Below are 24,982 nucleotides of genomic sequence, written 5' to 3'. Positions count from 1 at the left end.
TACTCCGGCCATGGATGCTGGGGCGACGGAGAGCGGTACGCGGTCGGACATAGCGGTGCCCGCAGGGGCCACGCCGACGACCGCCGGGGGCTGGGCGCTGTGTTCTGCGGAGCCTGCCGACATCGAGGCGATCGCGGAGTTGCGGGCCACGGTCATGCGTGCCGACCTGGAACGCCTCGGCCGCTACGACGAGCACCGGGTACGGCAGCGGCTGCGGGACTCGTTCTCCCCGCAGCACAGCTCGATCATCACGATCGACGGTGAACTCGCGGGATGCGTCACGGTCCGGCCCGCCGAAGGCAGGCTGTGGCTGGAGCACTTCTACCTCGCCCCGCACCGTCAGGGCCGAGGGTTCGGATCCGCCGTGCTGCGCACGGTCCTGGAACGAACGGACGCGCAGGGGATGACCGTGGGCCTGAACGTCCTCCAGGGCAGCGCCGCCCGCCGGCTCTACGAGCGCCACGGATTCGTCGTGGAAGCGCAGGACCCGATCGACGTCTTCATGGTGCGCCCACCGGAGGGCCGGTGACCGAATCGTCGCCGCACACCCACACCCCCTCCAAAAGGGCGTTCCGAGCCCGAACGCGGCACCGGAGGCGCTACGCTCTTCCTTACGTGACCGGAGTCTGAACTCCCTTGGCCATACGGGGATTTCACCAGGTCGACGGTTCGGTTTCCGGTTTCCGGCCTCCGGAGGTGTCATGGACGTCGAAGCGATTCGGGTACGCGACCTGGTCCGGGATGTGGTGACCGAAGTGGCCCCGGAGGAACTGCCGCTGATCGCGGGCCTCGCCGGGTTCGACGACGCCAGGGCCGTACGGCGGCTGGGAGGCAGGGACCGGCGGCGGGAGCCCCTGGGATTCGGGCTCGGGGAGGTCGCCGCGCTGGTGACCCCGGTGGTGTGGCTGGCGGTGGACCAGGCCGCGCAGCGGATCGTGGGGACCTGGGTGGACAACGGGATCGCCAGGACGGGCGGCGCCCTGCGCAGGCTGTTCCGCAGACCCGCGCCCGAGCCGGTGACCATTCCGCCGCTGACGCGTGAACAGCTCCTGATCGTACGGGAGTCGGTGCTGACGATGGCCGCGCAGCGCGGGCTGGAGTCGGAGCGTGCGACGGTGATCGCCGACGCGGTGGTGACCAGACTGGTGCTGGTGGAGACGGAAGCCGACGGGACACCTGCCCTGCCCGGCTCGGATGCGCCGAACAGACCGAACGGGCCGGACAGACCGAACAGGCCGGAGCCACCGGAGCCACCGGAGCCACCGGCCGGACGGGAACCACCGGACGCGCCGGACGCGCCCTGATGGTCATACCCGAGGACGCCGCTCCCGGAGCGGCGGAGCGGGCGCTCCGAAGGGCGAGGACGCCCGGGTGGACCTGATCGTCAGTAACCCCGCCGACGCGCTCGGCACGTTGCGGATGCCCGACAGCCCGGCCCTCGACTACGTGGCCATCGACGGCGAGTCGTTCCTGCGGGGGAAGACCGAGGCGTGGCAGTCGCTCGGCATGGCCGAGAAGTCGAAGGTGCTCGCGGAACACCCCGCAATGGTGCAGCCCGGAATGTTCTTCTCCCAGGACCCCGCCACGGCCCTGGCGCCTCCGGCGCTGGCGAAGACCGTGCTGGCGCAGGACGTTCCGGACGAGAAGATCACCGTCGGCGAGCCCGTCACCGTGGGCGACCACACCTGCACCCCGATCCACGCCGACGACACCACCATCTGCCTGAGCGACGAGCGGGCGAACGGCGCCCGGTTCGTGGACCGGATCAGCTTCCCCGGGGGGACGGCCGTGCTCGACATCAAGGCGATGTCCAGGCCGGAGGTGGAGCGGTTCTCCACCGACTTCCGGTCGAAGCTCCCCCTGATCCGCGACTCGGTGGATCACCGGATCAAGATGACCTCCCAGATCCTGCGCGGCTACAAGGGCGCCTGCGCCCCCACCGCCTGCGTCTTCACCGCGCGGGTGACCGTTACGTACCTCGGGCCCACCTCGGACCCGGACGCCTCCAAGGCCGTCCCGGTGACCTACGCGTGGGCCATCGACCGGGACGGCACTCCGATGGACCTGGACCCGGAGTGCTCGGGTGCCCTCCTGATCAAGCCGGGCACGTCGGAGGACCTGTCATGCACCGCGATCGGGCCACCCGTCGAGTCCGGGGCGAGCCGGGGCCAGTACCACGGCGAGATCAGGACCTCCGACCGCGCACTCACCGCGAAGGAGTACGAGCGCCTGGTGGACCTGGCCGCCGACAACAGCGAGAAGATCGCGGAGCTTCCTGATCCGGCGAGGGCCCCATGAGGTGACGCCGGAGCTGATACCGGGGAGCGGCGTTCTCCCGGGCCAGGAGCGCGGCAAGCCGGCCCCGCTCACTCCCGCACGCCGCACCCCGCCCGCAGCCAGGCCATCTCGTGCAGCAACCCACCGTCCACGAAGGGCTCCTGGACCGTGGGCCGCGACCGCCAGTCCAGCGGCCAGGTGCCACCGGCCAGCGCCGGAACCCCGACGAACGCGTCCCCCCGCGCGCTCCGGCTCATCGCCTCCACCCCGGGAGGCCAGCGGTGCCCGGCGGCGGTGCCGGGCGCGAGCAGGAAGTACATGCTGCGCTCGCCGATGCCGGAGCGGACGATGGGCCCGGCGCGGAAGTCGGTGAACTGCATGACCTCGTACGCGATTTCCTCACCGAGCAGCCCGATGGCGCGGACGGCGTCGAAGTGAATGCCGACATGGCGGAGGGCGTGGCCGGCGGCGGGGATCCAGGAGGGCACCGGATCCGGTGAATTCTTCAGTTCCATGCGCTCAGCGTTGCGCCGGACACGTACCGTGACCAGAGTTCTGAGGACTCCGTGCACCACTGTGCACTTATAGGGGGCACCGTGCACCTGGGAAACGAGACGAGCGGCAACGCCGTCATGTTCGGCCGACTGCTGCGCCACTTCCGCGTGCGTGCCGGGCTGTCGCAGGAGGCCCTGGGCGGGAGAATCGGGTTCTCCAAGTCGCAAGTGGCGATGGTCGAGCGCGGAAACCGGCCTCCGAGAGGGGGGTTCGTCGAGCGCGCCGACGACGCGGTGGGTGCACAGGGTGCGCTCGTGGCCGCAGGAGAGGACGTCACCGGTAGTAGCTACCTCGCCGATTGGTTCGAGGAACTGGCGAGACTGGAGAGGAAGGCGGCGGCTCGGCACGCATACGAGACGCATGTGGTGCCCGGCCTGCTTCAGACTGAGGCCTACGCGCGCACCGTTCTGCAAGCGTGCTACCCGCCGGAGGACGACGACGTGATCGAAGGCCGAGTCGCGGACCGACTGGCCCGGCAATCCCTCATCACCCGCAAGGACGTGCCCGAGCTCAGCTTTGTCATCGAGTTGAGCGCGCTGGCTCGACCTATCGGAGGCCGGGCCGTACACCGGAAGCAGATCGCCCACATCCTCGACGTGGCACGCATGCGCCACGTAACCCTTCAGGTGATGTCTCCCCACCGCGAGACCCACGGTGGCCTGAGCGGACCATTCGTCCTGCTGGAAACAAGGGAACGGCGGCGGTTTGCCTACCTCGAAGTGCAGAGCCAGAGCCTCCTCGCCGACGAACATCCGATCGTGGCCGTCCTGTTCGGGAAATATGGCACTCTGCGGGCACAAGCCCTTAGCCCGGAGGAATCCCAAACAGAGATCGAGAAGTTGGCGAGATGAGCACCGAACTCCACTGGTTCAAGAGCACGTACAGCGGTGACGACAGCGGCGACTGCATCGAAGTCGCGCTCACCTGGTCCAAGTCCACCTTCAGCGGTCCCCAGGGCAGCAACTGCGTAGAGGTCGCCACCTGCCCCCACACCGTCCACGTCCGCGACTCCAAGGACCTCACCGTCCCCGCGCTCGCCGTCTCCCCCGCCTCCTGGGCGTCCTTCGTGGAGTTCGCCGCAGCCTGACGGGCCGACGCGGTAGTCGCCGGGGGCCGCTCACCCGTGCCGCGTGGCGGGCAGGACGGCGGTGAGACGCCAGCCGCCGTCGCCGTACGGTCCCGCCGAGAGGGTCCCGCCGAGGGCCTGTGCGTGCTCGGTGAGAGCGGGGAGGCCGAGGCCGCCCCGGGACGCCCGCCTGCGGGCCGGGCCCGTGCGGGCGCCGCTGTCGTTGGTGACCCGGAGCTCCACCGTGGTGGCGGTGGGCACGAACGCGACGGTGGCGCGGGAGGCGTCAGGGGCATGCCGGCGGACGTTGGTCAGCGCCTCGACGACGATGCGGTAGGCGGCGGTGCCCGCCTCGCGGGACAGCATCTCCGTGACCACCGGAGGCAGGTCCAGACACGCCTCGGTGGCTCCCGCCGAGGTGAAGTTCTCGATCAGGGCCTCCAGTTGGGAGACGTCGGGGAGCGGTTCGGTGGCGGCAGCCTCCGGACCGCGCAGCATCTCCACCGTCCGGTCCATCGCGGCCAGGGCGCTCAGGCCCGCCTTCTCGATGCGTTCCAGGGCGAGCATCGCCTGCGAGAGGTCGGTGGCGGCGACGAAGCGGGCCGCCTGAGCCTGGACGACGATCCCGCTGATGTCATGGGCGACGAAGTCGTGCAGGTCACGGGAGAGCTGAAGACGCTGAGCGCTGCGGGCCTCGGCCACCGCGCTCCGGCGACGCGCCTCCTGGCGGCGGGGGTAGGCGCCGGCCGCCACCGCGGCGGCTACGGGCAGCAGCCAGAAGGTGGCGATTCCGACGGACTCCAGGAAGGACTCACCGGCGACCAGCGGCAGCGGCCAGAGGGTCACCGCGAGGGCGGCCAGCGGGAGGGCGGGCCCGAGTTCGCGCGGGGGTGACCAGCGGGTGATCACGGCCAGGAGGACCAGCAGGAAGGCGGCCTCCGCCAGCTTCCAGCCGGAGCCGAGACCAGAATCCGGCAGGGCGAAGCTGGTGATCAGGGAGAGGGCCGCGCAGACCGTGGTCGGGCGGGCGAGACGGCCGAGCCGCTGACGAACCGCGGCGCGGGGGCGGGCAACGGCCCACACCAGCGTGCCCGCGGCCGCGAGTGACGGTAGAGCGCCGAGCGCCCGGACGGCCGAGCCGGTTGATTCCCACATGGTCATCAGCGTACGAGTGCGCGATGCGGCGGGGCTCTCTGCCGAACGGCATAGAAGGGCGGGCATCGGCGCGGTCTTTGTGCCGAACGGCGGATGGGATCGCGCGGCGCCAGGGGCGAAGCTTCAGTTGTCCGACCGACCACGGCGACCACGGCGACACAAACCCCGTTCAGGAAAAGGGAGTTCATCATGCGCAACACCGCAATCGGCGCTACGGCGGTCATCGCCGTCCTCGCCGGGCTGGTCACTGCCGGGCCCGCTCCCGCAGCCGCTCCCGCAGCCGGGCCCGCAGCCCCGGCAACCCCGGCAACGTCCGTCGAGAAGAAGCCGGCGAAGACCGCGAGCGTTCATGGGAAAGCACGAATCTCCTACATCGAGTCGCCCGACGACGACATCCGCTTCACCATCCATGCCGAACAGACGCCATTCACGAGGCCGATGCCGCCCGAGGCACCCCAGGGCCTGTCCACAGACGCCCGGGGCACGTTGAAGTTCTCCCACGCCTTCCGGGGCGGACCCACGGGGTGGTCGGAGGCCAAGGTGGACTGCTTGGTCACCAGTGGCCGGACAGCGACTCTGACCGCGATCGTGACGAAGACGAACGTCGGGAAGGTCGGCGCCCGGCTCGGCATCAGCGTGCAGCAGGGCGGCAGGGGTGAGCCGGACCGGCTCGGCTTCTCCTGGGGGGTGGTGAACGCCGACCCGGGGAACGTTGATGAGAACGGCCAGCTCGTCATGCCGCGGGCAGGTACGTGCATGGCGCCCGCACCGTTCACGACCGTGATCAAGGGCGGCTACAAGGTCGTCCACGCCGAGATCGCCAAGACTCCCGCGCAGCCCGGGGCGGCGATCCGCCGTGGCTGACACCCTGACCGCCGGAACGGCCGGCACAGCCGTACCCCAGGTCCCCCGTTCCGTACCCCAGGTCCCCGGTTCCGTCCGCCTGGCGGCGCACGCCGCCGCGCTGACCCTGGTGCCTTCCGGGCTGTGGCGCGTCGCCATCGCTCTGGGCTGGGACTCCGGATTCACCGACGAGTTCCTCCACCCGGATAACTTCCCCGGCCCCGAGTCCTTCTACCTCATCGGCCTCAGCGTGCTGGCCGAGGCGTTCGGACTGCTCACCCTGGGTCTGATCCACAGATGGGGCGAGGAACTGCCGCACTGGGTACCGGTCCTGGGCGGCCGGAGAATCCCCGTCATGACGGCGGTGATCCCCGCGTCGCTCGGCGCGGCGCTCGTCACCTTCATCACGGTGACCGGCGCGTTCACCTGGAACGGCGCGGACAACATGGGCGCCCCTGGATCCCCCGACGGATTCCACTACTGGCTGATGACCGCCTGCTATCTCCCCCTGCTGGCCTGGGGCCCGCTGCTCGCGGTCGTCACGGTGTCCTACTACCGCCGCCGGCGTCCGGGGCGGGGTCGCTGAGTCCCGGCCGGCCCGGCCAAGGGCTTCCCGGGCCCGCCCCATCAGTGGCCGACGAGTTCGCACAGTGCGGCCACACCACCTCACGTCACCGCACCACCTTGCGTGTCCGGCCCGATTGCGACACCGTGCAGACGCAGCTGATGCCGGTGGACGTGGAGCATCCTCCGGCGCGGCGGTGACGACAGGGAGCACACGCATGGCCCGCACGAGCAGAGACGCGAACGGGGTACTCGAACCGCGTCTGCGACTGGGCGGCGTCATGGCGCGTGGCGCGGCGTACGGCGTGGGGGCCGCAATCTGCGTGATCGTCGCCGCACTCGTCGTGCGGGATCACGACACCCGTGTCGACCTGCTGGAAGCTACCACCTATCTGGGACTGCTGACCGGCACGGTCTTCTTGGTGATCGGGCTGTTCTTCTGGGCGTGCAGCCTCGGTGACATCCTGCGCTGGCGGGACTTCCTCACGACGACCAGCCGCCATGACGTGGTCTCCATCGCCGGACCGGCCCTGGTCCGCGCCGGCGCCTTCCTGCTGGTGCCTGTCCCGTTCGCCTTCGGCCTGGGCGAACTCGTCTCATCGGCCGCGTACGGCTCCTGGCTGTGGGGCGCCTGATGCACCCGGCAGCCACACGGACCCGCCCTCTGCGCCCCCCCCCTGCCCGAGCCCTGCGTCGGGTCGCTGTGCGGCTTACGTGGTTCCCGGTTGTCGGGGTGGTGGACCGTCCGCGACCCACGGACCTCGCCGTCCCCACACTCGCCGTCTTCCCGCGACCTGGACGTCCTTCGTGGAGTTCGCCGCCTCCTGAGCAAGGCCGGGGCTCCCGACCGTCGATCCGGTGCAGCCGTGGGCCCATCGGCCCACTCTCGGTCAGGGTGAGGGCGCGGGGCCCGGTACCGGAGTCTCGGCGGACCAGAAGTCGGAGCGGACGTTGGGGGTGGGGATCTCACCTTCGTACGTACGGCCGTTGGCCACCTTCGTGGGCGGGGCCACCTTCGACTCGTCCACGCACGGGCTGGTGACATCGAAGAACGCCTGCCCCTTGTAACCGAACTTGACCATGATGCCGAAGCCGTCCGGGGATACGGCGATGATCGCAGGCATCTCCTTACTCGGATTCACCGTCTTGATCCGGTAGTCGCTCGCCTTCCAGAAGCGCTCGACCACGCCGAGGAAGTTGCCCCGGCGCTGTTCGGAGACGACCGTCATCACGGTCCAGTAGCGCGTCACATCGCAGCTGCCGGTCGTCGTCGTGTAGTGGACCCACTCGGTTTCCGGCTTGATTGCCCCGACCGTCGCGTAGAACATCCCGTCAGCGCGCTCCGCCGCTCCCTGCATGTCCATGCCTGCCAATGCACCTTTTCCGTTCTTGGCACCGCCCAACAGCCCGCACCCGGCGACCATCACGCCGGCCACAACCACCGCACAGGCCAGGCGAACGGTCCGCGTGATGCGCCTCATCGATGCTTCTCCCTCACGATGTCCTCAGGACGTCCGCCGACGATGCTGGCGATGTTGTCCGCCGAATCATGATCCCTCTCCGGATCGAAGTACTGGGAGTGGGCCTTGAACTTTCCGGCCTCGAGAACCATCCTGGGCCCGTCATCGACCTGAAAGCGCTGCGCCCCGAAGGCCTCACTCGCCGGGTCCTTGCCGAAGTACAGATCGTCGTTGCCGATGTCGAAGAGGTCACCTGCCCTTCTGACCCCCTCCGGGCCTCCCATCACCCAGCCGAGCCCCGGGCCGAACGCCGCCTCGCCCTTCGTGGGCAGATGAGTGACCGGGTCGTTGTCGGCGGCGCCGACGAACACGTGATCCTTGCCCACGCCGAGTTCCGTCGCCTTCTGCGCGTCCACACCGGGGCTGCCGAGCAGGATCACATCATCGACGCCCGGGATCCCCCCGGACTCCTTGGCGGCCGTGCCCACGGTGAGCGAGCCGTAGGAATGCCCGATCGCCGTCACATGCGGGTCCTCGTCCGCGTTCGTCGCCGAGATGCCCGCCATGAACTCGTTGTACGCCGGGGCACCCCGTTGCGCATCGCCCTTCGACATCACGTCCACACTCTGCGGGGCGTCGTAGCCCAGCCAGATGATCGAGGCGGTGGACGGGTCCACTTTTCGGGCACCGATGGCCGTGTCCTGGGCCCGCTTCATCGTGCCCTTGACGAAGTCACCGTCGAGCTTGGTGCCAAGACCGGGAACGTACGCCGCGACGTGCCTTGACGTATCGGGGTTCCCGTACGAGACGATCGCGCGTCCGTTGCCCTCGTCCCCGATGCCCAGAAGGAACATGGGCGGGTGACTCGACTCGCCCAGTTTGCCCTGGATCATGCGGAGGGCGTCGAGCTTGGTCCTGGCGTCGTCGCCATCTTGTCGCGCCATCTCGTCGATCAGGACCGGCAGGTGGTTGCGGTTCGCCTCGTCGCGGGCCACCACCGGAATGCCATCAAGATCGCCGATGAGATCCGGTGCGACCTTCAAGTACTCCTGCCGCTGTTCATCGGTCAACCCGTCCCACCACTTCTTGCGCTCGGCGGGGTCCTTGTCCTGCGGGATGCCTTCGGCGAGGTGCATACCGGCGGTGGAGCGGACGTCGGCGGTGTCCCGGGCGACATCCTTCAGCGTAGCCGCAGTGACATCGAGGCCCTTCTCCGCCTTCAGACCGTTGAGGGTCTTCGCGTACCGGGCGTCGATCTCCCGCGCGGACCGTACGGCCAGGGCGATACGGTCGGCCACGTCCTGCGCCTTCTCCGCGTTCGGGTTCGTCGGCTTGAAGCGCGAGTAGCCGAGGTAGAGCGGCTGCCGCCCCTGCGAGCCCAGGCCTGGCGGTTCCAGCGGGAGGTGGGAGCTGCCTCGGGCCTGGCCGCCCGGCGCATCCTGCTTCGCTCCGGTCACATCTTCGACCTCGACGGCCGGGTAGCTGACGGAACCGTCCTCGTGGACGGTGAAGTTCAAGGAGGCGGCGTCCTCGAGTGCCTGCTTCAACTGGCGCTGAGGATCAGCGAGATCACCGGCAAGCCCGTTGAGCGCTGTCCGGACGAGCCCGCACTCGGTGTGCAGGTACTGGAAGTTGCGGCTGAGGCGCCGGAGCCTGCCGAGGGCCGCTTCCGCTGTATCGCTCTCCTCGGTCTCGCGGAGCTTCGCCGACATCGCGCGGTCGACCCGTGTCCGGTCGGAGGCCGAACGGCCGGAGACCTCGTGCCACTTGTCGCCCGACTGCGTGAGCTCGGAGGTCCTGAGGTCGCGCAGCAGCTGCCAAGTGAGGGTTACGGTCATCGCTTCTCATCCCCCTCGCCAGGGACGTGGACCCCCTTGAGGGACGTCTTGACCGCGGTCTCCGTCTCCCCCATCTCCTTGGCGACTGTCCGCAGGGTGCCCTTGAGCTGCTCGCACTCGTCCCGCACCGCCTGAAGGCGTTCCTCCCAGGACGTCAGCACGCCCTTGAGGGCCGTGACGGAGCTGAGCCCGGCGGCTCCCGCCTCGACGCCCTCGTGGCCGCGCCCGAGCACCGACCGGCTCGTCTCCGCCCTGGTCCTCAGATCGCCGGCGGTGCCGGAAGCACTGGTCCACGGACCCTTGCTGTACTTGAGGTTCCCTGTTCCGCCCGCACCGGCCCCGGAGTCGTCGGACGCCGAGGCGAGCCTCATCTCCGGCCCATCGACGGTCGGTCCGAACAGCTCCTGCCAACGCTCCGAATGGGACACGACACTCCCCCGTCTGCCTGCACTCCGTTTCTGCGCGTCGATGAGACTAACGCAGGTCATGCACACGTACGCGATCGGGAACGGGTTCCAGCCATGGAAATGGCTGGACAACCATGCCGGCCTGACACTTGTGTTTGCACCCGCATGGCCCGCACGAGCAGAGATACGAACGGGGTACTCGAACCGCGTCTGCGACTTGGCGGCGTCGTGGCGCGTGGCGCGGCGTACGGCGTGGGGGCCGCGATCTGCGTGATCGTCGCCGCGCTCGTCCTGCGGGATCACGACACCCGTGTCGACCTGCTGGAGGCGGCACCTTTCTGGGACTGCTGACCGGGGCGGCGTCCGGCTGCGCCGAGATCCTCGGCACCTGCGCGGGCGGGGGGAGACGCCCGGTCTGCCGCGCGTCGCGCCCACCGGTCCGACCGGAAGGACCTGTGCGGAGGATGACGGCCGAACGCCTCCGCCACCAGCCGTTCGAGGCTGGCGGCGGAGGCGTCGTCCGTACGGAGGGTGAGGCACGAAGTGCGCAGCGGTTGCGCTTAGTTCGCCGGGGGCGGGGTGATGACGGGGGCTCCGAAGCTGCCGTTGCCCTTGCCCGGGTAGGCAAGGGTGTTGCCGTTGGCGTGCAGGCCGATGAGGTCGTGCTTCTTGTCGGCGTTGAAGTCGGCGGAGTCGAGCATGCGGAAGTTCTGCCAGCCGGCACCGGTCTTGACGCCGGCGTTGAAGGTGCCGTTGCCCTTGCCCGCGTAGAGGTGCAGGCTGCCGTCGTCGTGGACGGCGTAGATGTCGATCCGGCCGTCGCCGGTGAACTCACCGCCGGCGATCAGGCGCATGTCGCCCCACCCGGTGCCGGCCTGGACACCGGCGGCGAAGCCCTTGCCCTTGCCCGCGTAGAAGTAGAGGGTGCCGTTGGTGTGGAGGGCCATCAGGTCGGCCTTCTTGTCACCGTTGAAGTCACCGGCACCGAGCAGCCGGATGTTCCCCCATCCGCTGCCGACGATCGAGGACCCGGTGACGCCGCCCTTCCCGTTGCCGGGGTAGAGGTAGAGGCTGCCGCTGGTGTGGGTGCCGAGGATGTCCGGCTTGCCGTCTCCGGTGAAGTCGGCGGTGCTCAGCATGCGCATCCCGCTCCACCGGCCCGGACTGACCTTGACGGGCGCGCCGAACCCGCCCTTGCCGTTACCGGGGTGGAGGTAGAGGAGCTCGTCGTCCGCGTCGACGGCGAGCAGGTCGCCCTTGCCGTCACCGTTGAAGTCGGTGGACGTCATCAGCAGCGCCCACGACCGCTTCACGGTCGTCGCGACCCAGTCGGCCACGTCGTCGGTGCGCGTGGCGAGGGCGTCGGTGCGGGTCTCGGTCACACCCAGGCAGCCGCCCTGGAAGGAGCGGGTGGCGATGCCCTGGAGCTCGACGCCGTCGGCGGTGTCGCGCAGCAGCGGAGCCCCGGTGTCGCCCTTGCACAGCGCGTCGTTCGCGGTGGCACCGGTCAAGGACAGCTCGGCGGCGGAGACCGAACCCACCGTCATCGATGCCGCGTGGGCCGTGTCCGGCACCCACTCCGTCTTGGTGCGGCCGAAACCGACCGCCCGCAGGGTGTCGCCCTGGCCTGCGGGAGTGGCGCTCACCGCAAAGGGCGTGATGCCGGTGGCGGGCACGGCGATACGGGCCATGACCAGGTCGCGGCCGGCGGAGGGGATCAGCTCGACGACGTCGGAGACGTGTCCGCCGGTGCCCGACAGCGAGCTGCGGCCGATGGTCGCCATGGTCTTCAGGGCGGGCTTGCCCTCGGGGATCTCCACCGATTCGCCGGGGTTGGCGGCGAAACAGCTCGCCGCGGTCAGCACCCACTGGCGGTCGACCAGCGCGCCGGAACAGGATCGGGTGGTGTCGCCCTCACCGATGTGGAGGCGCACGGTGGATGCCTGAAGAGCGGCGGGGGCGGCGGACCCGGCAACGGCCACAGCGTGCGTACCGGTGAAGGTGGCAGAGCCGGCGGTGGCGGCCAGGACCGTTCCGAGTATGGCGAGGCGTGTGCGTGTACGGGCCACGGTGGGAATCATCCTTGCTGTAGATCGAAGGACGACGAGGAGGGGGGCGTCGTCCGCCACTGCTTATGCGAGTACTGCTTTATGCGAGTTGCGCGAGGAGCCGTTCGGCGCTCGATCCGCCCGACGCCCCTCCCGTCGTCATGCGCATCACGTCACACGAATACACGTCACAACACACGAGTCGACGTCATGCGAACGACGCGTCGGCGTGACCCGCCGAAAGAGATCCCCCCTGGCCTGGCATTGCCGATCACCGAATGAAATCAGCAGCGGCAAGATCGAGCCAGGCGAGAACAGGCAAGTAAAGCACTGCAAACACCCCTTTGCGGACGTGAGTTGTGTCACTTGCGCGAGGGTTGTAGTTATTTCGCGCAGAATTTGGACCTGATTCAGCCAGTGGGTCCTGCAACCCATGTGCCCCGCCCCGCCCTCAGCGCGTCACGGACGCCTGTCCGGCCGAAAGCTCAGCCCTCCTGGGCCGGGTTGGTCGACCGCACCAGGGAGACGGGCTCCGTCTGCTGGTCGGAGGCGGAGACGCGGGTGGTGTGGCGGGTGAGGCGGAGCCCCATGGCCGTGAGGGCGTCGGTGTCGTAGAGCGCGCACAGCAGCGCGGCCGCCGCCGGGAGCGGCAGCGGGCCGGCCGGGCTGAGCCCGAGCAGGGCGGCCGCCTCGGGGTCGTCGAGCACAGCCTGACCGGCGTGGGCGAGCACCTGACGGGGGTCGTCGACGATGAGTTCGTCGATCTGGATCCGCTGGGCGCGGACACGCAGATCGAGCGGGCGGGCCGGGACGGGCCGAGCGGACCCGACGACGGACCGGAGGTTCGGGCGGGTCGGTCGGGTCAGGTGGGTCAGGTGGCTCATCGGGTGGGCTCCAGAGAACGGGCCGCCGGAACGACGGTGCGTGGAACGGCAGTGCACGGAACGGCTGGGGCGGGGGGGGCGGGGAAGGCGGCAGGAAGGGGAGACCGAGGAGGAGAGGCAAGATCGGTCCGGTCTCACCGAGTTGGCATGCGACACAGTCGGACATGCTTACCTTGAGAGCGCCGTGCGAGCGTCGCAAGGTGCGCTGTGTGCACTGTGCGCAGACTGCGCGGAATGTCGGATAGATCGAGCCGGAACAGGACCGGACCGGGGAGGGGGGAAGCCGTGGCGCGCGAGAGGTCGGGGCGTACGGCGCAGCACCTGGTCCTGGTGGCCCGCCTGCGGCACCTGCGCGAGGGTGCCGGCCTGTCCGTCCCGCAGGCCGCCGCCCAGCTCGGATGGCATCCCACGACGCTGCGACGGCTGGAGCAGGCGCAGACCTCCCTCGACGTGGGGCAGGTGTCCGCCCTGCTCGACGCCTACGGGGCGGGCGCGGCGGAGACCGACGACATCATGGGCCGGCTGAACGCCGCGAACATGCCCGGCTGGTGGCATCCGTGGCGGGACGCGATGGCCCCGTGGCTGATGGACCTGATGAGCGTGGAGTCCGCGGCCAGTGTCGTACGCACATGGGATCCGGCGCTGGTGCCGCTGCTGCTGCGGACCCCGGCCTACGCGATGGCCGTGGACGAGATCATGTGCCCCGGCCGGGACGCGGCCGGGCGGCAGCGGCGGGCGGACTTCCTGGTCGAGCGTCAGAAACGGCTCCAGGAACAGCAGGCCCGGCTCTGGGCGGTGCTGCCCGTCACCGCGCTCCGCTGCCGGGTGGGCGGCAACGAGGTGATGCGCGAGCAGGTCAGAACGCTCCAGCAGATCGCGGAGCGAGGGGATGTGACGGTCCAGCTGCATCCCGAGTACGCGCCGCCCCACCCGCTGACCGGAGTCCCGGCGCTGACCTTGTACCGGGTGGAGATCCGGGAGATCGCGGACCATGTGGTGCGGGAGGGCGGGCTGCCCGGCACCGCGGAGGTGTGGGACAGCCCCCACCCCGTACAGACGTATCAGGGAATGCTGGACGTGTCGTGCGTGATGGCGATGCGGCCGGCCCGAACAGGAGAGGTGTTACAGGATGAGTACGACCGGAAATGGGCCTGAACTGCCCGCGCAGATCGACACGAGCGTCGCGCACTCCGCACGTGTCTGGAATTACTGGCTCGGCGGCAAGGACAACTTCCCGGCCGACCGGGCGGCGGGCGACGCCTACCGTGAGAAGTACCCGCTGATCGAGACGTTCGCGAAGGAATCCCGGGACTTCCTGCGCCGTACGGTCACCCATCTCGCCCGGGACGCCGGAATACGGCAGTTCCTGGACGTCGGCGCGGGGCTGCCGACCGCGAACAACACGCACGAGGTCGCCCAGCGGATAGCCCCGGAGTCCCGGATCGTCTACGTCGACCACGACCCCCTGGTGCTCCTGCACGTCCACGCGCTGCTGACCAGCGCCCCCGAGGGTGCGACCGCCTACGTCGAGGCGGACATGCGCGACACCGGGACGGTGCTCACCGGGGCCGCCAAGACCCTGGACCTGACGCAGCCCGTCGCCCTCGTCATCAGTGACGTCCTGGGGCACATCGTGGACTGGGACGACGCCCTGTCCCTGGTACGGCGCCTGGTGGACCGGCTGCCCTCCGGCAGCTACCTCTCGCTCAGCCACTCCACCGCCTCCGACGACGCCCACCGCGCCGTCCAGGACGAGTACAACGCGAGCGGCGCGATCCCGTACATCTTCCGGGAGCCGGAGACCACGATCGCGTTCTTCGACGGGCTGGAGATGGTGGAGCCGGGCATGGTGTCCTGGCCGAACTGGCGGCCCGACGCGAATACCGGCACCACCACGGCACGGGCCGGGTGGGGCGCGGTCGCCCGCGTCCCCTAGGCCCTGATCCGCCGACACGCCCTGACCACGTCCGTAACTGCCGCGCCGCGCACAGGACTTCCCATGCGCGGCGCGCACGGCCCGCAGAGGCTTGCGCATGAGCACCACAGGCACGACCGACCGCGAGGCCGCCGGCTCGTGGGGTGCCCGGGACGGGCGGGAAACGGCGGGCCGGCTGCTGCGGGCGGCGACCCGCTCCGGTGCCCATCTGATCGCCGAGGCCGCGTCACTGGTCCAGGGCTGGGCGGTACTGGCCGACCCGATCGCCGGGGCCGTCTACAGCACCCCCGCCGCCGCGGCCGCCGACGGTGTGCACGCGGCCGCCGCCCCGCAGGAACACCCGCGCTGCGTCCTGATCCCGGCGGCCGGGGCCGTCCTCGTCGTGGCCCCGGCGCCCACCGCGCCCCCGGAGCACACCGGCCACGTCGCCGCGACCACCGCGGCGCTCCTGGAGGTGCGCGGGCAGCGGGCGGCGGAGCTGCGGGGCGAGCAGATGCGGCTGCACACCACCCTCATCCGGCTGCTGCTGACCGGCCACACCACCACCGTCACCGAGACCCTGGACGGGAACAGGCTCACGCACGTCACGGTCTACCGGCTCGCCGGCGCCGACGTCCCGGCCGCCCACGAGGTCCTCTGGCGGGCGGTACGCCCCTCCCTCGCCCCGCACGCCGACGCCTGCACCCTGATGGGCCGGATGGACGGCGAACTCGTCGTCGCCGAGCTCCACCACGGCGGCGACGACGGGCGGATCCTGCGCCTGGTCTCGCGGGTGAGCGAGCGGCACCGCCTGCTCGCGGGCATGGCCGGACCGCTGCCCCTGGCCGAGATGCCCACCGCCCACAGCGGCGCCGCCGCGGCCCGGCACAGCGCCACCCCCGCCCGCCGCATCGTCCCCGCCGAAGCCGTCGGCACCTCCCGGCTCGCGCCCCTCCTGCCCGCCGCCGCGTACACGCGGTGGGCAGGATCCGTGCTGCGTCCGCTGACTCCGGCCCATCAGCACCTGCTCCTGGTGTGGCTCCGCACCGGCAGCAAGCCCCGCGCCGCCGCCGCACTCGGGCTGTCCGCCGGCACGGTACGGGCCCGGATACGCGACCTCTCCCGGCTGCTCGACGCGGACCTGGAGGACGCCACCGTGCAAGCGCATCTGCTGCTCGCCCTCCGCGCCCCCATCCCTGACGACGATGACGGAGGAGGCGGGAGCGGGAGCGGGAGCGGAGGCAAGGGCGGAGGCGGCAGCGGGGACAGCAGCAGCGGGAGCGGGGACAGCGGCGGCGGGGACAGCGGCGGCGGGGACAGCGACGGCGGAGTGCCCCGGTCGGCCCGGCTGGACACGCTGCCGGACGGCCTCCTGGACACCGAGGCGGCCCGCGCCTGGGCGAGCGGCCTGGTCGGCGGTCTGGAGACGCACCTGCGGATCGCACTGGCCTGCTGGCTGCGCCACCACGCCAGAACCGCCCCCGCCGCAGCCGAACTGCACGTCCACCGCACCACCTTGGCGATCTGGCTCACCCAGTGCGCCGAACACCTCGCGCGCAACCTCGCCGACGCCACCGTGCGCGCCGAGCTCCACCTCGCGCTGAGGGCCACCCGGACCGGCCCTGACGACCCGGCGGCCCTCCCCCGGCGCGGCGGCCGCACCTACCGCCGCCTGTAACCGATGACCGGCGGGCGGCGGGCGGCGGTGACCGGTGAGCAGCAACCGGCTCATGGCGACCGGCGACCGGTGACCGGTGACCGGTGACCGGCGTCGAACGGGCGGCCGGGGTCAGGACGGCGCCTGGCCCGTCTCGAAGCGGCTGACGCGGTCGCCGGTGACGGTGAAGACCCAGCGGGTCCGCATCGTGCCCCAGGTGTCGTTCGTGTAGTCGACGACGAGGGTGCGGCCGTCGTCGGAGGCGTCCACGACCTTCATGCGGCCGTTGGCCTTCGGGGAGAAGATCTCCTTCTCCGTCCACGCCGCCAGGTCCCGTTCGCTGCCGTCGTCGGACATGGTGGCGTCCTCGGTGAGGACGTCGGCGTAGAAGGCGTCCTTGTCGCCCGCGTTGACCGCGGCGATGAACTTCTCCACCACCGGGTCGCTGGTCGATGTGGTCATCGTGTTCCTCCTCTGCGCGTCCGGGAACGGGCGTCCCGGAGAGCCTCACCGAGTCTCTGTCGGCACACCCGCCACCGCATGTCGGGCGTGCCGGGAGGTGGCGTTCATGGTGAGGGGTCCTCGTGAGCGGCGGCTTCCGCAGGGGTGTCGCCGGCCCGGCTGAGAAAGAGGTCCCGACCCGGACACGTCGTGTGCGGGGGCCACAGCGCGTGGACCGGAACCTGGACGGGCGGGTCCAGGTCGACGACGTGGGCCGCGCCGCCCGCCGCCGGGCCCGGGGCCGTCGTGACGAAGGCGATGCGGCCGGTCGCGGTGACGGCCGTGATGGGCGGGGTGCCCTGGACCGGGTTGCGCCGGGTGTCCGGTTCGACGCCCGCCTGCCGGCACAGGCCGGTCAGGAGATCCGTGTACGCGGACGAGCCCGGCTCGCCCCACACCGTGAGCGGCTGGCCCCGCAGGTCGGCCAGGGCCACCGTGGACCGGGCGGCGAGCGGGTGCCCGGCGGGGACGGCGACCCGCAGGCGGTGCTCGGCGATCCGGGCCCGGGTCAGGCCCGCCCCGGCGGGCATGGCACGGCTCAGGCCCAGGTCGCAGGCGCCCGTGAGGAGTTGCTCGCGCAGTTCGTCGGGGAAGAGCTGGCGGACGTGGGCCTGGATGCCGTGTTCCTCCGTACCGGCCCGGGTCAGCAGCTCGACGACCTCCTCGGCGGTGACGGCCGGGGTGTGGCCGACGCGCAGGTGCCCCGCCCGGCCGCGCCCGATGCGGCGGGCGCGGTCCAGGGCGGCGAGCGCCTGGGCGCTGAGGGCCCGTGCGTCGTCGATGAGGGCCTGCCCGGCCGGGGTCGGGGTGACGTGCTGGTGACCTCGGTCCAGGAGCTGGACACCGACGTACCGCTCCAGGGTGCGGACGGAGGTGCTCAGCGCCTGCTGGCTGAGGTGCAGCCGTTCGGCCGCGCGGGTGAACCCGCCCTCCTCGGCGACGGCGACGAGATGCTCCAGCTTCCGCAGGTCCAGACTCACGCGGTCTCTCCAGGCCCTCGGTCGCTGCGCGGGGTGGTCAGCGGACCGTGTAGCCGCCGTTGGCGAAGATCGTCTGGCCGGTGATCCAGCCGCCCTCGGTGACCAGGAACTTCACCAGCGGCGCGATGTCCTCGATCTCCGTGAGCCGCCCGCCCATCGCCTGGGACTTGTGGAACTCCACCCGCTCCGGCGTCTCCTGCGGGTAGAAGAACGGCGTGTCCATCGGCCCCGGGGCCACATTGTTCACCGCGATACCGCGCGGCGCGAACTCCTTGGCCGCCGCCCGGGTGAAGTGCTCCAGCGGGGCCTTCGCGCCGGCGTAGGTGGCGTACCCGTCGGTGAAGGCGGCGAGCAGGGAGGTGACCAGGCTGACGATGCGGCCGCCGTCGTTGAGGCGCGCACCGGCCTCCTGGAGGAAGAAGTACGCCGCCTTGGAGTTGATCGCGAACATGCGGTCGTACTCCTCCTCGGTCGTCTCGCCGATCGGCTTCCGCAGCACCATGCCGGTGGTGTTCACGGCGACGTCCACCCCGCCGAAGGCGTCCAGCGCCTGGTCGAAGAGGCTCCGCACCCCCTCGACGCGGGTCAGGTCCTCGCGGATGACGACGGCCTGCGCGCCCGTGCCCCGTACGGCCTCCGCCGTCTTCTCGGCATCGGCCGAGGTGTTCTCGCTGTGGTAGTGGACGACGACGTTCGCGCCGGCCTCGCCGAGCGTGCGGCTGATCAGACCACCGAGGTTCTTCGCACCACCGGCGACCACCGCGGTCCTGCCGGCCAGCGACTTCTGCTGCTCACTCATGACGGTTCCTCCCACTCGACCGCAGTCCGATGTGCGGCATTCGTCGTAGTTTCCGCTGACCACGCTAGGAGCGCATCCCCGCCACGGGGAAACACAAAGATCCTGTCGGCCCACCAGGAAGTTGGGTCACCGCAGGTCAGCGCGGGCGCAAGGGCGCCGCCCGGGGGCCGGAAAAGGCCATTGACGTACGCGTACGGGTCGCGAAGGATCACCACGTGACGACCACCGAACAGCTTTCGTCCGCCCCTGGACCGTCCCGCCCCGTCGCCCTGATCACCGGCGTCGGCCGCAGCATCGGTATCGGCGCGGGCATCGCCCGCCGGCTGGCGGTCTCCGGATGGGACATCGCCTTCACCTACTGGACGCCGTACGACCGCCGCATGGACTGGGGCGCCGAGCCCGGGGCCGCCGAGTCCATCGCGAAGGAACTGGCGGAGGCCGGGGCCCGTACGGCGGCGATCGAGGCGGACCTGTCCGACCCGGACGCGCCGACCCGCATCTTCGACAAAGCGGAACAGCACCTCGGCGGCCCGGTGACCGCGCTCGTCCTCTCGCACGCGGAGTCGGTGGACTCGGGGCTGCTGGACACCACCGTGGAGGCGTTCGACCGGCACTTCGCGGTGAACTCGCGGGCCAGTTGGCTGCTGATCCGCGAGTACGGGCTGCGCTTCCGCGGCGCACCGGACCGCGCGTCCGGCATCACGCCCGGAACCACGCCTGGGACCACCCCCGGAACCGCGCCCGGCACCGCGACGGGCCGGATCGTCGCGCTCACCAGCGACCACACCGTGGGCAACCTTCCCTACGGCGCGAGCAAGGGGGCCCTGGACCGCATCACCCTGGCCGCCGCGCACGAGCTGGCCCACCTCGGGGTGACGGCGAACGTCATCAACCCCGGCCCGGTGGACACCGGCTGGATGACCGACGACCTGCGCGACGCCCTGGCCGGGGGCACCCCGCTCGGCCGCGTCGGCACCCCGCAGGACACCGCGCACCTGGTGGACTTCCTGTGCTCGCCCGAAGGGCAGTGGGTCAACGGCCAGTTGCTGAAGAGCAACGGCGGCGCGGCTTCCTAGGGTCCGGTCCGCAGCGCCGCCCGCCGGGGCTCTCTCCAAGCGCGCAGCAGCACGCCGGGCCGGCACGTCAGGACAGCACATCCGAGCATGACGGAACGTCTAATCTGGCGTGGTCCATGGAGTGCACAGGGGGTCGTATGCACAACGAAGACAGGGTCGGCGGACCGGGCGACGGGGCTCCCGGCGGTCCCGAGGACCGCCGGGCGGGCAACGCCCCCCGGTCGCCGGACGCGGGAGCAACTCCGGAGCAGCCGGGCACCCCGCCGCACGGCACCCCGCCTCCGTCTCCACCCCCGCCCCCTCCCTCCCCCTCCCCCCGCACCGTGATCGACGGCCGCTACGAGCTGCTGGAGCCGATCGGCAGCGGCGGGATGGGCGAGGTCTGGAAGGCCCACGACCGGCGGCTGCGCCGGTTCGTCGCCGTCAAGGGGCTGCTCGACCGGAACGCCATGACCGCGGCCACCCAGACGGCCGCGCTGCAGCGGGCGCGGCGCGAGGCGGAGGCCATCGCCAAGATCGAGCACCAGAACGTGGTGACGGTCCACGACCAGGTCGAGACCGACAACCAGGTCTGGATCGTGATGAAGCTGCTCGAAGCGAGGTCCCTGGGACACCTGTTGAGCAGCGAACAGGTCCTCGCCGTGCCGAGGGCCGCGAACATCGGCCTCCAGGTCCTCCAGGGCCTGCGGGCGGTCCACGCGGCATCGGTCGTCCACCGCGACGTGAAACCGGGCAACGTCCTCGTCCGGGACGACGGCCTCGCGATCCTGGTGGACTTCGGCATCGCCACGTTCGAGGGCGCGGACCGGGTGACCCGTTCCGGCAGCGTCATCGGCACACCCTCCTACCTGGCACCCGAGCTCTTCGCCGCCTCCCCGGGCCCCACGCCCGCCTCCGACCTGTGGGCGCTCGGCATCACGCTGTACGAGACGGTCGAGGGCCGCGTGCCCTTCGCCGGGCACGAGGTGTGGGAGGTCCAGGAGAACATCCGGCAGTCCCCCGACCCGGCCCTCCGGTACGCCGGTCCCCTCGCCCCCGTCATCCAGGGGCTGTTGATCACGGACCCCAGGGAGCGGCTGGACGCGGCCACGGCGGAGGCGATGCTCCGCGAGGTGCTCGGGGACCCGGCCGCGCCGCACGCCGGTGCGGCGGCCTCGGCGACGCACCCGCCGACGGCGGTGACCACACCGAACCCTTCGACGCCCGCACCTGCTCCGGTCACCCCGCCTCCTCCGGCGCCCGCGCCCACCCCCGCGACGACGAACGGACAGCGCGCCCGGCGCCGGCGCCGGGGCCGGAGGGCGGCCGCGGCGGTGGTGTGCGTGACCCTGCTGGCCGGGGCGGGCTGGCTGGCCGCCCGGGGCGACGGCGAGGACGGCGGAACCGGCGACCGCGCGGGCTCGACGCGGGGCCAGGGGCAGGGCGGGGGCCAGGACGGCAGCGGCACCCAGGAACGGTGGAAGGACACGCACCCCACCCTGGAGATCGGCGTCAAGGACGACCAGCCCGGACTGAGCAAGTTCGACAAGAAGACGCGTACGTACGAGGGTTACGACATCGACCTGGCCTACGCGATCGCCGAGAGCATGGGCTACGGCAAGGGCGAGGTCGCCTTCACCACGGTCGCCACGGACTACCGGAGCACCGCACTGAAGACCAAGCAGGTGGACCTGGTCATCGCGTCGTACAGCATCACCGACGACCGCAAGACGGCCTCGCCCGGCGGCTACAGCGTCGACTTCGCGGGCCCGTACTACGAGGCGAGCCGGGGCTTCCTGGTCCGTGAGAAGTCGGCCAAGTACACGATCAACGACTCCAGCGACCTGGTGGACCTGGGCGTCGAGGTGTGCACGGCACGGGAGTCGACGTACGAGAAGACGCTGCCGAAGCAGGGCTTCACCCTGGCTAAGTCGCAGCCCAACACCTACCAGGACTGCCTGGACAAGCTGCTGGACCCGAAGTCCGACGTGTACGCGGTCGCCTCGGACGACATCATTCTCGCCGGGTACGTCGAGGCCAACCCGGGCAAGGTGCGGCGGCTGGAGAACATCCAGGGCGCGGAGGGCTACGGCGTGGCGATGCGGCCGAAGACCCCGATCCTGAAGGGCGAGGTGTGCTCGGCGCTCCGGACGATCCTGGACGGCAGGATCTGGGAGGACATGTACAAGGAGAACCTGTCCGGCCTGGTGGGCAACAAGAACCCGCCGGGCCGCCCGGACCTGACGGAGTGCAAGGGACACTGAGGCCCGACCCGGTGGACCCGGCAGACCCGACAGACCCGACAGACCCGCACAGGCTCACCGGACCCTGGGCAGCACAGGCTCACCGGGCCCCTGGGCCACGCGGGCTCACCAGGCACCAGGCACCAGGCGGCACGGGACCACCAGACCCTGGGCAGCACGGGCTCACCAGGCCCCTGGCCCGCGCGGGCTCACCGCCGGCCCGCCTCCTCCCCCACGCCCGCCCCCTCACTCGCGCGCCCCGCTCACCGCGCCGCATCCCGGTCACGACCCGCCCGGGTCACCGTTCGGGGAACCGCTCCCCGCACCGGCTGCAGAAAACCGGCGCGGGGTCCTGCGACAGCCTCCCGCACTCCGGGCAGACCCGGTCCAGCATGCAGGGCCCCTCGCCGCCTTCGTACCCCTTGCCGCCATCGCCACCCTCGTACGCCCCGCTCGGCGGCTTGATCGCGAGTCCGGGGCGGCGGCGATGGACAGTGAGGTACAACAGCCCGTCCGGCCCGGCGGCGAGTGCACGCCGGGACGAGCGGGGCAGCCAGAGGACGGTGCCGGGCCCGAGAGGCAGGGCCCGGTCCCCCGTCCTGACGGTCCCCCCGCCCTCCAGCACGACCAGGAACACGTCGAGCACGTCCTCCTGATGCTCACCGACCTCGGCGCCCGGCGGCAGGCGCACCAGATTGGCATCCAACTCCCGCCCCGCCTCCGCCAGATGCCACAGCGCGCCGCGCCCGCCTGGTTCGGCGGAGGCTAGGAGTTCATCGACGACGGCGAGGACCCGGGGAGCAGCGTTCACGGCGTCCAGGCTACGCGGCGGGCGGAGCAGAAGGGGCGGCCGCCGGGGCAGGCGCGGCGGCCTGGGCGAACCACTCCTCCCGGGTCGCGAACGGCGGCGGCGGGGGAAGGTCCACATAGCCCAGGGCCGGCTACCAGAAAGCGGCGAGAAGTTGGGCGTCGGTGCAGTCCAGGGTCAGATCGATGCGTGCTGCCATGGTCACAACCGTACGGGCCGCCTCTGACAACCGTGTCCGCGTAACGTGACTGACCACCCGTCCGTCCACCTGCCGACCGAGGAGAAACGACTCCGTGCGCCGCGAACCGAACGACCCGTACCCGCCGATCGAACCGTACGGAAGCGGCATGCTGGACGTCGGTGACGGGAACCTCGTGCACTGGGAGGTCTGCGGCAACCCGGACGGCAAGCCGGCCCTGGTCGTGCACGGCGGCCCCGGCTCCGGCTGCTCGCCCCGCGCCCGCCAGTATTTCGACCCGGACCGCTACCGGGTGGTCCTCTTCGACCAGCGGGGCTGCGGCCGCTCGACACCGCACGCGAGCGACCCGGCGACAGACATGGCGCACAACACAACAGCACACCTGATCGCCGACATGGAACGCCTGCGGGAACACCTGAACATCGACAAGTGGCTGCTGTACGGGGGCTCCTGGGGCTCGACCCTGATCCTGGCGTACGCCCAGGAGCACCCGGAGCGGGTCACGGAGGTGGTCATCCCCTCGGTGACGACGACCCGCCGCAGCGAGATCGACTGGCTCTACCGAGGCGCCGGCCAGCTCTTCCCCGAGGCCTGGGACGCCTTCCGCGCGGGCGTCCCCGAGACCAGCGACCCGACCGGCCTGGTCACGGCGTACGCCCGCCGCATGGAGAGCGAGGAAGCCGCCGTACGGGAGAAGGCCACGGCCGACTGGTGCGCCTGGGAGGACGCGGTCATCTCGATGGAGGCGATCCCGGGCCCGCCCCCGTACAGCAGCCGTCCGGGCCGCGCCCAGCAGGCGTTCGTCCGGATCTGCGCCCACTACTTCGCCCACGGCGCCTGGCTGGAGGAAGGCCGGCTGCTCGACCGGGCGCACCGCCTCACCGGCATCCCGGCCACCCTGATCCACGGCCGCTTCGACCTGGCGAGCCCCCTGATCACCGCCTGGGAACTCAACCGCGCCTGGCCGGACGCCGAACTGACGATCATCGACAACGCGGGCCACATGGGCGGCACGGAGACCCGGCGGGCGGTGCTGAGGGCTCTGGACGGGTTCGCGGGGTGTGAGGGACACGGGCGGGCTCCCGGCGATCCAGCTCACCGCGACAGGACGACGACGGCCATGAGCGGAACGTAGACGACGGCGAGGGCGCAGAGGAGCCGTCGCCAGGCGAACGACAACTTCCGCTGCACCGGCCCCTGTCGGTCGCCGCGGCGCTTCGACGCGAGTGCTTTGCGGTGGATCTGCCGAAGCTGCCGGAAGGCCGGTCGGTGAGTCCGGTAACCGGTGAGATCCCCCAGCAGCGAACCGCCGAACGCGATCGAGGACAGCTCGCTCCCGTCCCTCAAGGTGATACCCAGCCCACCCTCCATGTCCACCTGTCTGACATCGGTCCAGGCGACAGTCGTGGTCAGCAGGATGTTCGTGAAGGACACATGACGGTCGGTGCTGCGGATGGCGGAGTCCCATCCGATCGCCCACATGAAGACCACGAATCCGGCGATCACGAACGCCGGCGTCGGCTCCCGGACCAACGGACTCGCGACCAGAACCGCACAGACGTAGCCCGCGACCCCCGCGACCACGGGAAACCACACATACGCGGCACGACGGAACACCCTGGTCTCCGTGGTTCGCATCTCCGTACCCCCTCCTACGAACGGTCCTCCCGTCGGCGACGGCAAGACGGAGGGTACGCATCCCAGACGCGTTCCCGGTCGCCGGCCCCT

Annotated in this window: 27 protein-coding genes and 1 pseudogene; 15 read left to right on the top strand and 13 right to left on the bottom strand. The window is 71.0% G+C overall.

From position 1 onward, the window contains the following. Positions 1–10: 10 nt before the first annotated feature. From ACGF2Y_RS17955 to ACGF2Y_RS17945, 3 genes are all read left to right on the top strand, one after another. Entirely contained in the window at positions 11–529 is a 519-nt protein-coding gene (locus ACGF2Y_RS17955) for a GNAT family N-acetyltransferase (protein ID WP_392948059.1), read from the top strand. Between the two features lie 172 nt (positions 530–701). Continuing rightward, positions 702–1,304: a hypothetical protein gene (locus ACGF2Y_RS17950; protein ID WP_392948056.1), complete on the top strand. Its 603-nt coding sequence runs from the start codon at positions 702–704 to the stop codon at positions 1,302–1,304. A 67-nt stretch (positions 1,305–1,371) separates the two neighbouring features. Continuing rightward, positions 1,372–2,298: a hypothetical protein gene (locus tag ACGF2Y_RS17945; protein ID WP_392948053.1), complete on the top strand. Its 927-nt coding sequence runs from the start codon at positions 1,372–1,374 to the stop codon at positions 2,296–2,298. 68 nt (positions 2,299–2,366) lie between these two features. Here ACGF2Y_RS17945 and ACGF2Y_RS17940 read toward each other — a convergent pair whose 3' ends face one another. Continuing rightward, on the bottom strand, positions 2,367–2,792 hold the full coding sequence (locus ACGF2Y_RS17940) for a hypothetical protein (RefSeq protein WP_392948051.1): 426 nt from the start codon (positions 2,790–2,792) through the stop codon (positions 2,367–2,369). Positions 2,793–2,873: 81 nt separating this feature from the next. On the opposite strand from ACGF2Y_RS17940, the gene ACGF2Y_RS17935 reads away from it, so the two are divergent. Together ACGF2Y_RS17935 and ACGF2Y_RS17930 are read left to right on the top strand one after the other, a co-directional pair. Then, the gene (locus ACGF2Y_RS17935; RefSeq protein ID WP_392948049.1) at positions 2,874–3,683 is read left to right on the top strand and encodes a helix-turn-helix domain-containing protein; all 810 of its coding nucleotides are present in this window, start codon (positions 2,874–2,876) and stop codon (positions 3,681–3,683) included. After that, positions 3,680–3,919 (top strand): DUF397 domain-containing protein, encoded by a 240-nt coding sequence (locus tag ACGF2Y_RS17930; protein WP_392948046.1) that lies wholly within the window; start codon positions 3,680–3,682, stop codon positions 3,917–3,919. The genes ACGF2Y_RS17935 and ACGF2Y_RS17930 overlap by 4 nt, the downstream gene beginning before the upstream one ends. 30 nt (positions 3,920–3,949) lie before the next feature. Here ACGF2Y_RS17930 and ACGF2Y_RS17925 read toward each other — a convergent pair whose 3' ends face one another. Next, positions 3,950–5,053 (bottom strand): sensor histidine kinase, encoded by a 1,104-nt coding sequence (locus ACGF2Y_RS17925; protein ID WP_392948044.1) that lies wholly within the window; start codon positions 5,051–5,053, stop codon positions 3,950–3,952. Between the two features lie 189 nt (positions 5,054–5,242). On the opposite strand from ACGF2Y_RS17925, the gene ACGF2Y_RS17920 reads away from it, so the two are divergent. From ACGF2Y_RS17920 to ACGF2Y_RS17910, 3 genes are all read left to right on the top strand, one after another. After that, complete coding sequence (locus ACGF2Y_RS17920) at positions 5,243–5,917, top strand: hypothetical protein (RefSeq protein WP_392948041.1); 675 nt, start codon at positions 5,243–5,245, stop codon at positions 5,915–5,917. Continuing rightward, positions 5,910–6,482 carry a hypothetical protein gene (locus tag ACGF2Y_RS17915; RefSeq protein WP_392948039.1) on the top strand — a complete coding sequence of 191 codons (573 nt, stop codon included), beginning with the start codon at positions 5,910–5,912 and terminating at the stop codon, positions 6,480–6,482. The genes ACGF2Y_RS17920 and ACGF2Y_RS17915 overlap by 8 nt, the downstream gene beginning before the upstream one ends. Positions 6,483–6,678: 196 nt before the next feature. After that, entirely contained in the window at positions 6,679–7,095 is a 417-nt protein-coding gene (locus tag ACGF2Y_RS17910) for a DUF6336 family protein (RefSeq protein WP_392948036.1), read from the top strand. Between the two features lie 255 nt (positions 7,096–7,350). On the opposite strand, the gene ACGF2Y_RS17905 is transcribed toward ACGF2Y_RS17910, so the two are convergent. The 3 genes from ACGF2Y_RS17905 to ACGF2Y_RS17895 are packed head-to-tail and all read right to left on the bottom strand — an operon-like array spanning position 7,351 to position 10,186. Then, on the bottom strand, positions 7,351–7,941 hold the full coding sequence (locus ACGF2Y_RS17905; RefSeq protein ID WP_392948033.1) for a hypothetical protein: 591 nt from the start codon (positions 7,939–7,941) through the stop codon (positions 7,351–7,353). After that, complete coding sequence (locus tag ACGF2Y_RS17900; protein ID WP_392948031.1) at positions 7,938–9,758, bottom strand: alpha/beta hydrolase; 1,821 nt, start codon at positions 9,756–9,758, stop codon at positions 7,938–7,940. Before ACGF2Y_RS17900 ends, ACGF2Y_RS17905 begins: the two co-directional genes overlap by 4 nt. After that, positions 9,755–10,186 (bottom strand): hypothetical protein, encoded by a 432-nt coding sequence (locus ACGF2Y_RS17895; RefSeq protein ID WP_392948028.1) that lies wholly within the window; start codon positions 10,184–10,186, stop codon positions 9,755–9,757. Before ACGF2Y_RS17895 ends, ACGF2Y_RS17900 begins: the two co-directional genes overlap by 4 nt. A gap of 144 nt (positions 10,187–10,330) precedes the next feature. Between ACGF2Y_RS17895 and ACGF2Y_RS17890 the strand changes: the two genes are divergently transcribed. Continuing rightward, the gene (locus ACGF2Y_RS17890) at positions 10,331–10,516 is read left to right on the top strand and encodes a DUF6336 family protein (RefSeq protein WP_392948026.1); all 186 of its coding nucleotides are present in this window, start codon (positions 10,331–10,333) and stop codon (positions 10,514–10,516) included. A gap of 209 nt (positions 10,517–10,725) precedes the next feature. On the opposite strand, the gene ACGF2Y_RS17885 is transcribed toward ACGF2Y_RS17890, so the two are convergent. Together ACGF2Y_RS17885 and ACGF2Y_RS17880 are read right to left on the bottom strand one after the other, a co-directional pair. Beyond that, a complete protein-coding gene (locus ACGF2Y_RS17885) occupies positions 10,726–12,234 on the bottom strand; it encodes an FG-GAP-like repeat-containing protein (RefSeq protein ID WP_392948024.1) in 1,509 nt (502 codons plus the stop codon). Positions 12,235–12,698: 464 nt separating this feature from the next. Next, positions 12,699–13,097, bottom strand: coding sequence for a hypothetical protein (locus ACGF2Y_RS17880; RefSeq protein ID WP_392948023.1), 399 nt, complete (start codon positions 13,095–13,097; stop codon positions 12,699–12,701). 285 nt (positions 13,098–13,382) lie between these two features. Here ACGF2Y_RS17880 and ACGF2Y_RS17875 point away from each other — a divergent pair, with 285 nt between their 5' ends. The 3 genes from ACGF2Y_RS17875 (at position 13,383) to ACGF2Y_RS17865 (ending at position 16,690) form a co-directional block, all read left to right on the top strand. Then, positions 13,383–14,252 (top strand): helix-turn-helix domain-containing protein, encoded by an 870-nt coding sequence (locus ACGF2Y_RS17875; protein WP_392948020.1) that lies wholly within the window; start codon positions 13,383–13,385, stop codon positions 14,250–14,252. Next, a complete protein-coding gene (locus tag ACGF2Y_RS17870; RefSeq protein WP_392948017.1) occupies positions 14,227–15,033 on the top strand; it encodes an SAM-dependent methyltransferase in 807 nt (268 codons plus the stop codon). The genes ACGF2Y_RS17875 and ACGF2Y_RS17870 overlap by 26 nt, the downstream gene beginning before the upstream one ends. Positions 15,034–15,130: 97 nt before the next feature. Continuing rightward, positions 15,131–16,690, top strand: a complete 1,560-nt coding sequence (locus tag ACGF2Y_RS17865) for a helix-turn-helix domain-containing protein (protein ID WP_392948014.1) — start codon at positions 15,131–15,133, stop codon at positions 16,688–16,690. Between the two features lie 111 nt (positions 16,691–16,801). Here ACGF2Y_RS17865 and ACGF2Y_RS17860 read toward each other — a convergent pair whose 3' ends face one another. The 3 genes from ACGF2Y_RS17860 to ACGF2Y_RS17850 all read right to left on the bottom strand — a co-directional run bounded on the left by ACGF2Y_RS17860 (position 16,802) and on the right by ACGF2Y_RS17850 (position 18,949). Continuing rightward, positions 16,802–17,131, bottom strand: coding sequence for a nuclear transport factor 2 family protein (locus tag ACGF2Y_RS17860; protein WP_392948012.1), 330 nt, complete (start codon positions 17,129–17,131; stop codon positions 16,802–16,804). 104 nt (positions 17,132–17,235) lie between these two features. Beyond that, positions 17,236–18,150, bottom strand: a complete 915-nt coding sequence (locus tag ACGF2Y_RS17855) for a LysR substrate-binding domain-containing protein (protein WP_392948010.1) — start codon at positions 18,148–18,150, stop codon at positions 17,236–17,238. A gap of 37 nt (positions 18,151–18,187) precedes the next feature. After that, positions 18,188–18,949 (bottom strand): SDR family oxidoreductase, encoded by a 762-nt coding sequence (locus ACGF2Y_RS17850; RefSeq protein ID WP_392948007.1) that lies wholly within the window; start codon positions 18,947–18,949, stop codon positions 18,188–18,190. 215 nt (positions 18,950–19,164) lie between these two features. On the opposite strand from ACGF2Y_RS17850, the gene ACGF2Y_RS17845 reads away from it, so the two are divergent. Continuing rightward, on the top strand, positions 19,165–20,025 hold the full coding sequence (locus ACGF2Y_RS17845) for an SDR family oxidoreductase (protein ID WP_392948004.1): 861 nt from the start codon (positions 19,165–19,167) through the stop codon (positions 20,023–20,025). A 137-nt stretch (positions 20,026–20,162) separates the two neighbouring features. Continuing rightward, positions 20,163–22,268: a serine/threonine-protein kinase gene (locus tag ACGF2Y_RS17840; RefSeq protein ID WP_392948001.1), complete on the top strand. Its 2,106-nt coding sequence runs from the start codon at positions 20,163–20,165 to the stop codon at positions 22,266–22,268. A 277-nt stretch (positions 22,269–22,545) separates the two neighbouring features. Here ACGF2Y_RS17840 and ACGF2Y_RS17835 read toward each other — a convergent pair whose 3' ends face one another. Together ACGF2Y_RS17835 and ACGF2Y_RS17830 are read right to left on the bottom strand one after the other, a co-directional pair. After that, positions 22,546–23,058 carry a cupin domain-containing protein gene (locus ACGF2Y_RS17835; RefSeq protein ID WP_392947999.1) on the bottom strand — a complete coding sequence of 171 codons (513 nt, stop codon included), beginning with the start codon at positions 23,056–23,058 and terminating at the stop codon, positions 22,546–22,548. Between the two features lie 49 nt (positions 23,059–23,107). Beyond that, positions 23,108–23,254: pseudogene (locus ACGF2Y_RS17830) on the bottom strand (VOC family protein); the annotation flags it as partial. A gap of 94 nt (positions 23,255–23,348) precedes the next feature. Here ACGF2Y_RS17830 and pip point away from each other — a divergent pair. Next, the gene (gene pip / locus ACGF2Y_RS17825) at positions 23,349–24,389 is read left to right on the top strand and encodes a prolyl aminopeptidase (RefSeq protein ID WP_392947996.1); all 1,041 of its coding nucleotides are present in this window, start codon (positions 23,349–23,351) and stop codon (positions 24,387–24,389) included. Here pip and ACGF2Y_RS17820 read toward each other — a convergent pair. Continuing rightward, entirely contained in the window at positions 24,350–24,892 is a 543-nt protein-coding gene (locus ACGF2Y_RS17820) for a hypothetical protein (protein ID WP_392947993.1), read from the bottom strand. The two genes, pip and ACGF2Y_RS17820, sit on opposite strands and share 40 nt — an antisense overlap. Between the last annotated feature and the right edge of the window lie 90 nt (positions 24,893–24,982).

This window comes from Streptomyces sp. NPDC048142, from assembly GCF_043202835.1.
GTDB lineage: Bacteria > Actinomycetota > Actinomycetes > Streptomycetales > Streptomycetaceae > Streptomyces.
Note: the sequence above shows the minus strand (reverse complement) of the source record. Positions and strands in the feature narration are given on the sequence as shown.

Excerpts from the sequence above, each read along its gene's own strand:
- ACGF2Y_RS17900 (WP_392948031.1), bottom strand. The coding sequence starts at position 9,758 with ATGACCGTAACCCTCACTTGGCAGCTGCTGCGCGACCTCAGGACCTCC.
- ACGF2Y_RS17890 (WP_392948026.1), top strand. The coding sequence starts at position 10,331 with ATGGCCCGCACGAGCAGAGATACGAACGGGGTACTCGAACCGCGTCTG.
- ACGF2Y_RS17880 (WP_392948023.1), bottom strand. The coding sequence starts at position 13,097 with ATGAGCCACCTGACCCACCTGACCCGACCGACCCGCCCGAACCTCCGG.
- ACGF2Y_RS17860 (WP_392948012.1), bottom strand. The coding sequence starts at position 17,131 with ATGACCACATCGACCAGCGACCCGGTGGTGGAGAAGTTCATCGCCGCG.
- ACGF2Y_RS17850 (WP_392948007.1), bottom strand. The coding sequence starts at position 18,949 with ATGAGTGAGCAGCAGAAGTCGCTGGCCGGCAGGACCGCGGTGGTCGCC.
- ACGF2Y_RS17910 (WP_392948036.1), top strand. The coding sequence starts at position 6,679 with ATGGCCCGCACGAGCAGAGACGCGAACGGGGTACTCGAACCGCGTCTG.
- ACGF2Y_RS17870 (WP_392948017.1), top strand. The coding sequence starts at position 14,227 with ATGAGTACGACCGGAAATGGGCCTGAACTGCCCGCGCAGATCGACACG.
- ACGF2Y_RS17840 (WP_392948001.1), top strand. The coding sequence starts at position 20,163 with ATGCACAACGAAGACAGGGTCGGCGGACCGGGCGACGGGGCTCCCGGC.
- ACGF2Y_RS17950 (WP_392948056.1), top strand. The coding sequence starts at position 702 with ATGGACGTCGAAGCGATTCGGGTACGCGACCTGGTCCGGGATGTGGTG.
- ACGF2Y_RS17930 (WP_392948046.1), top strand. The coding sequence starts at position 3,680 with ATGAGCACCGAACTCCACTGGTTCAAGAGCACGTACAGCGGTGACGAC.
- ACGF2Y_RS17925 (WP_392948044.1), bottom strand. The coding sequence starts at position 5,053 with ATGTGGGAATCAACCGGCTCGGCCGTCCGGGCGCTCGGCGCTCTACCG.
- ACGF2Y_RS17905 (WP_392948033.1), bottom strand. The coding sequence starts at position 7,941 with ATGAGGCGCATCACGCGGACCGTTCGCCTGGCCTGTGCGGTGGTTGTG.
- ACGF2Y_RS17820 (WP_392947993.1), bottom strand. The coding sequence starts at position 24,892 with ATGCGAACCACGGAGACCAGGGTGTTCCGTCGTGCCGCGTATGTGTGG.
- ACGF2Y_RS17865 (WP_392948014.1), top strand. The coding sequence starts at position 15,131 with ATGAGCACCACAGGCACGACCGACCGCGAGGCCGCCGGCTCGTGGGGT.
- ACGF2Y_RS17940 (WP_392948051.1), bottom strand. The coding sequence starts at position 2,792 with ATGGAACTGAAGAATTCACCGGATCCGGTGCCCTCCTGGATCCCCGCC.
- ACGF2Y_RS17920 (WP_392948041.1), top strand. The coding sequence starts at position 5,243 with ATGCGCAACACCGCAATCGGCGCTACGGCGGTCATCGCCGTCCTCGCC.
- ACGF2Y_RS17955 (WP_392948059.1), top strand. The coding sequence starts at position 11 with ATGGATGCTGGGGCGACGGAGAGCGGTACGCGGTCGGACATAGCGGTG.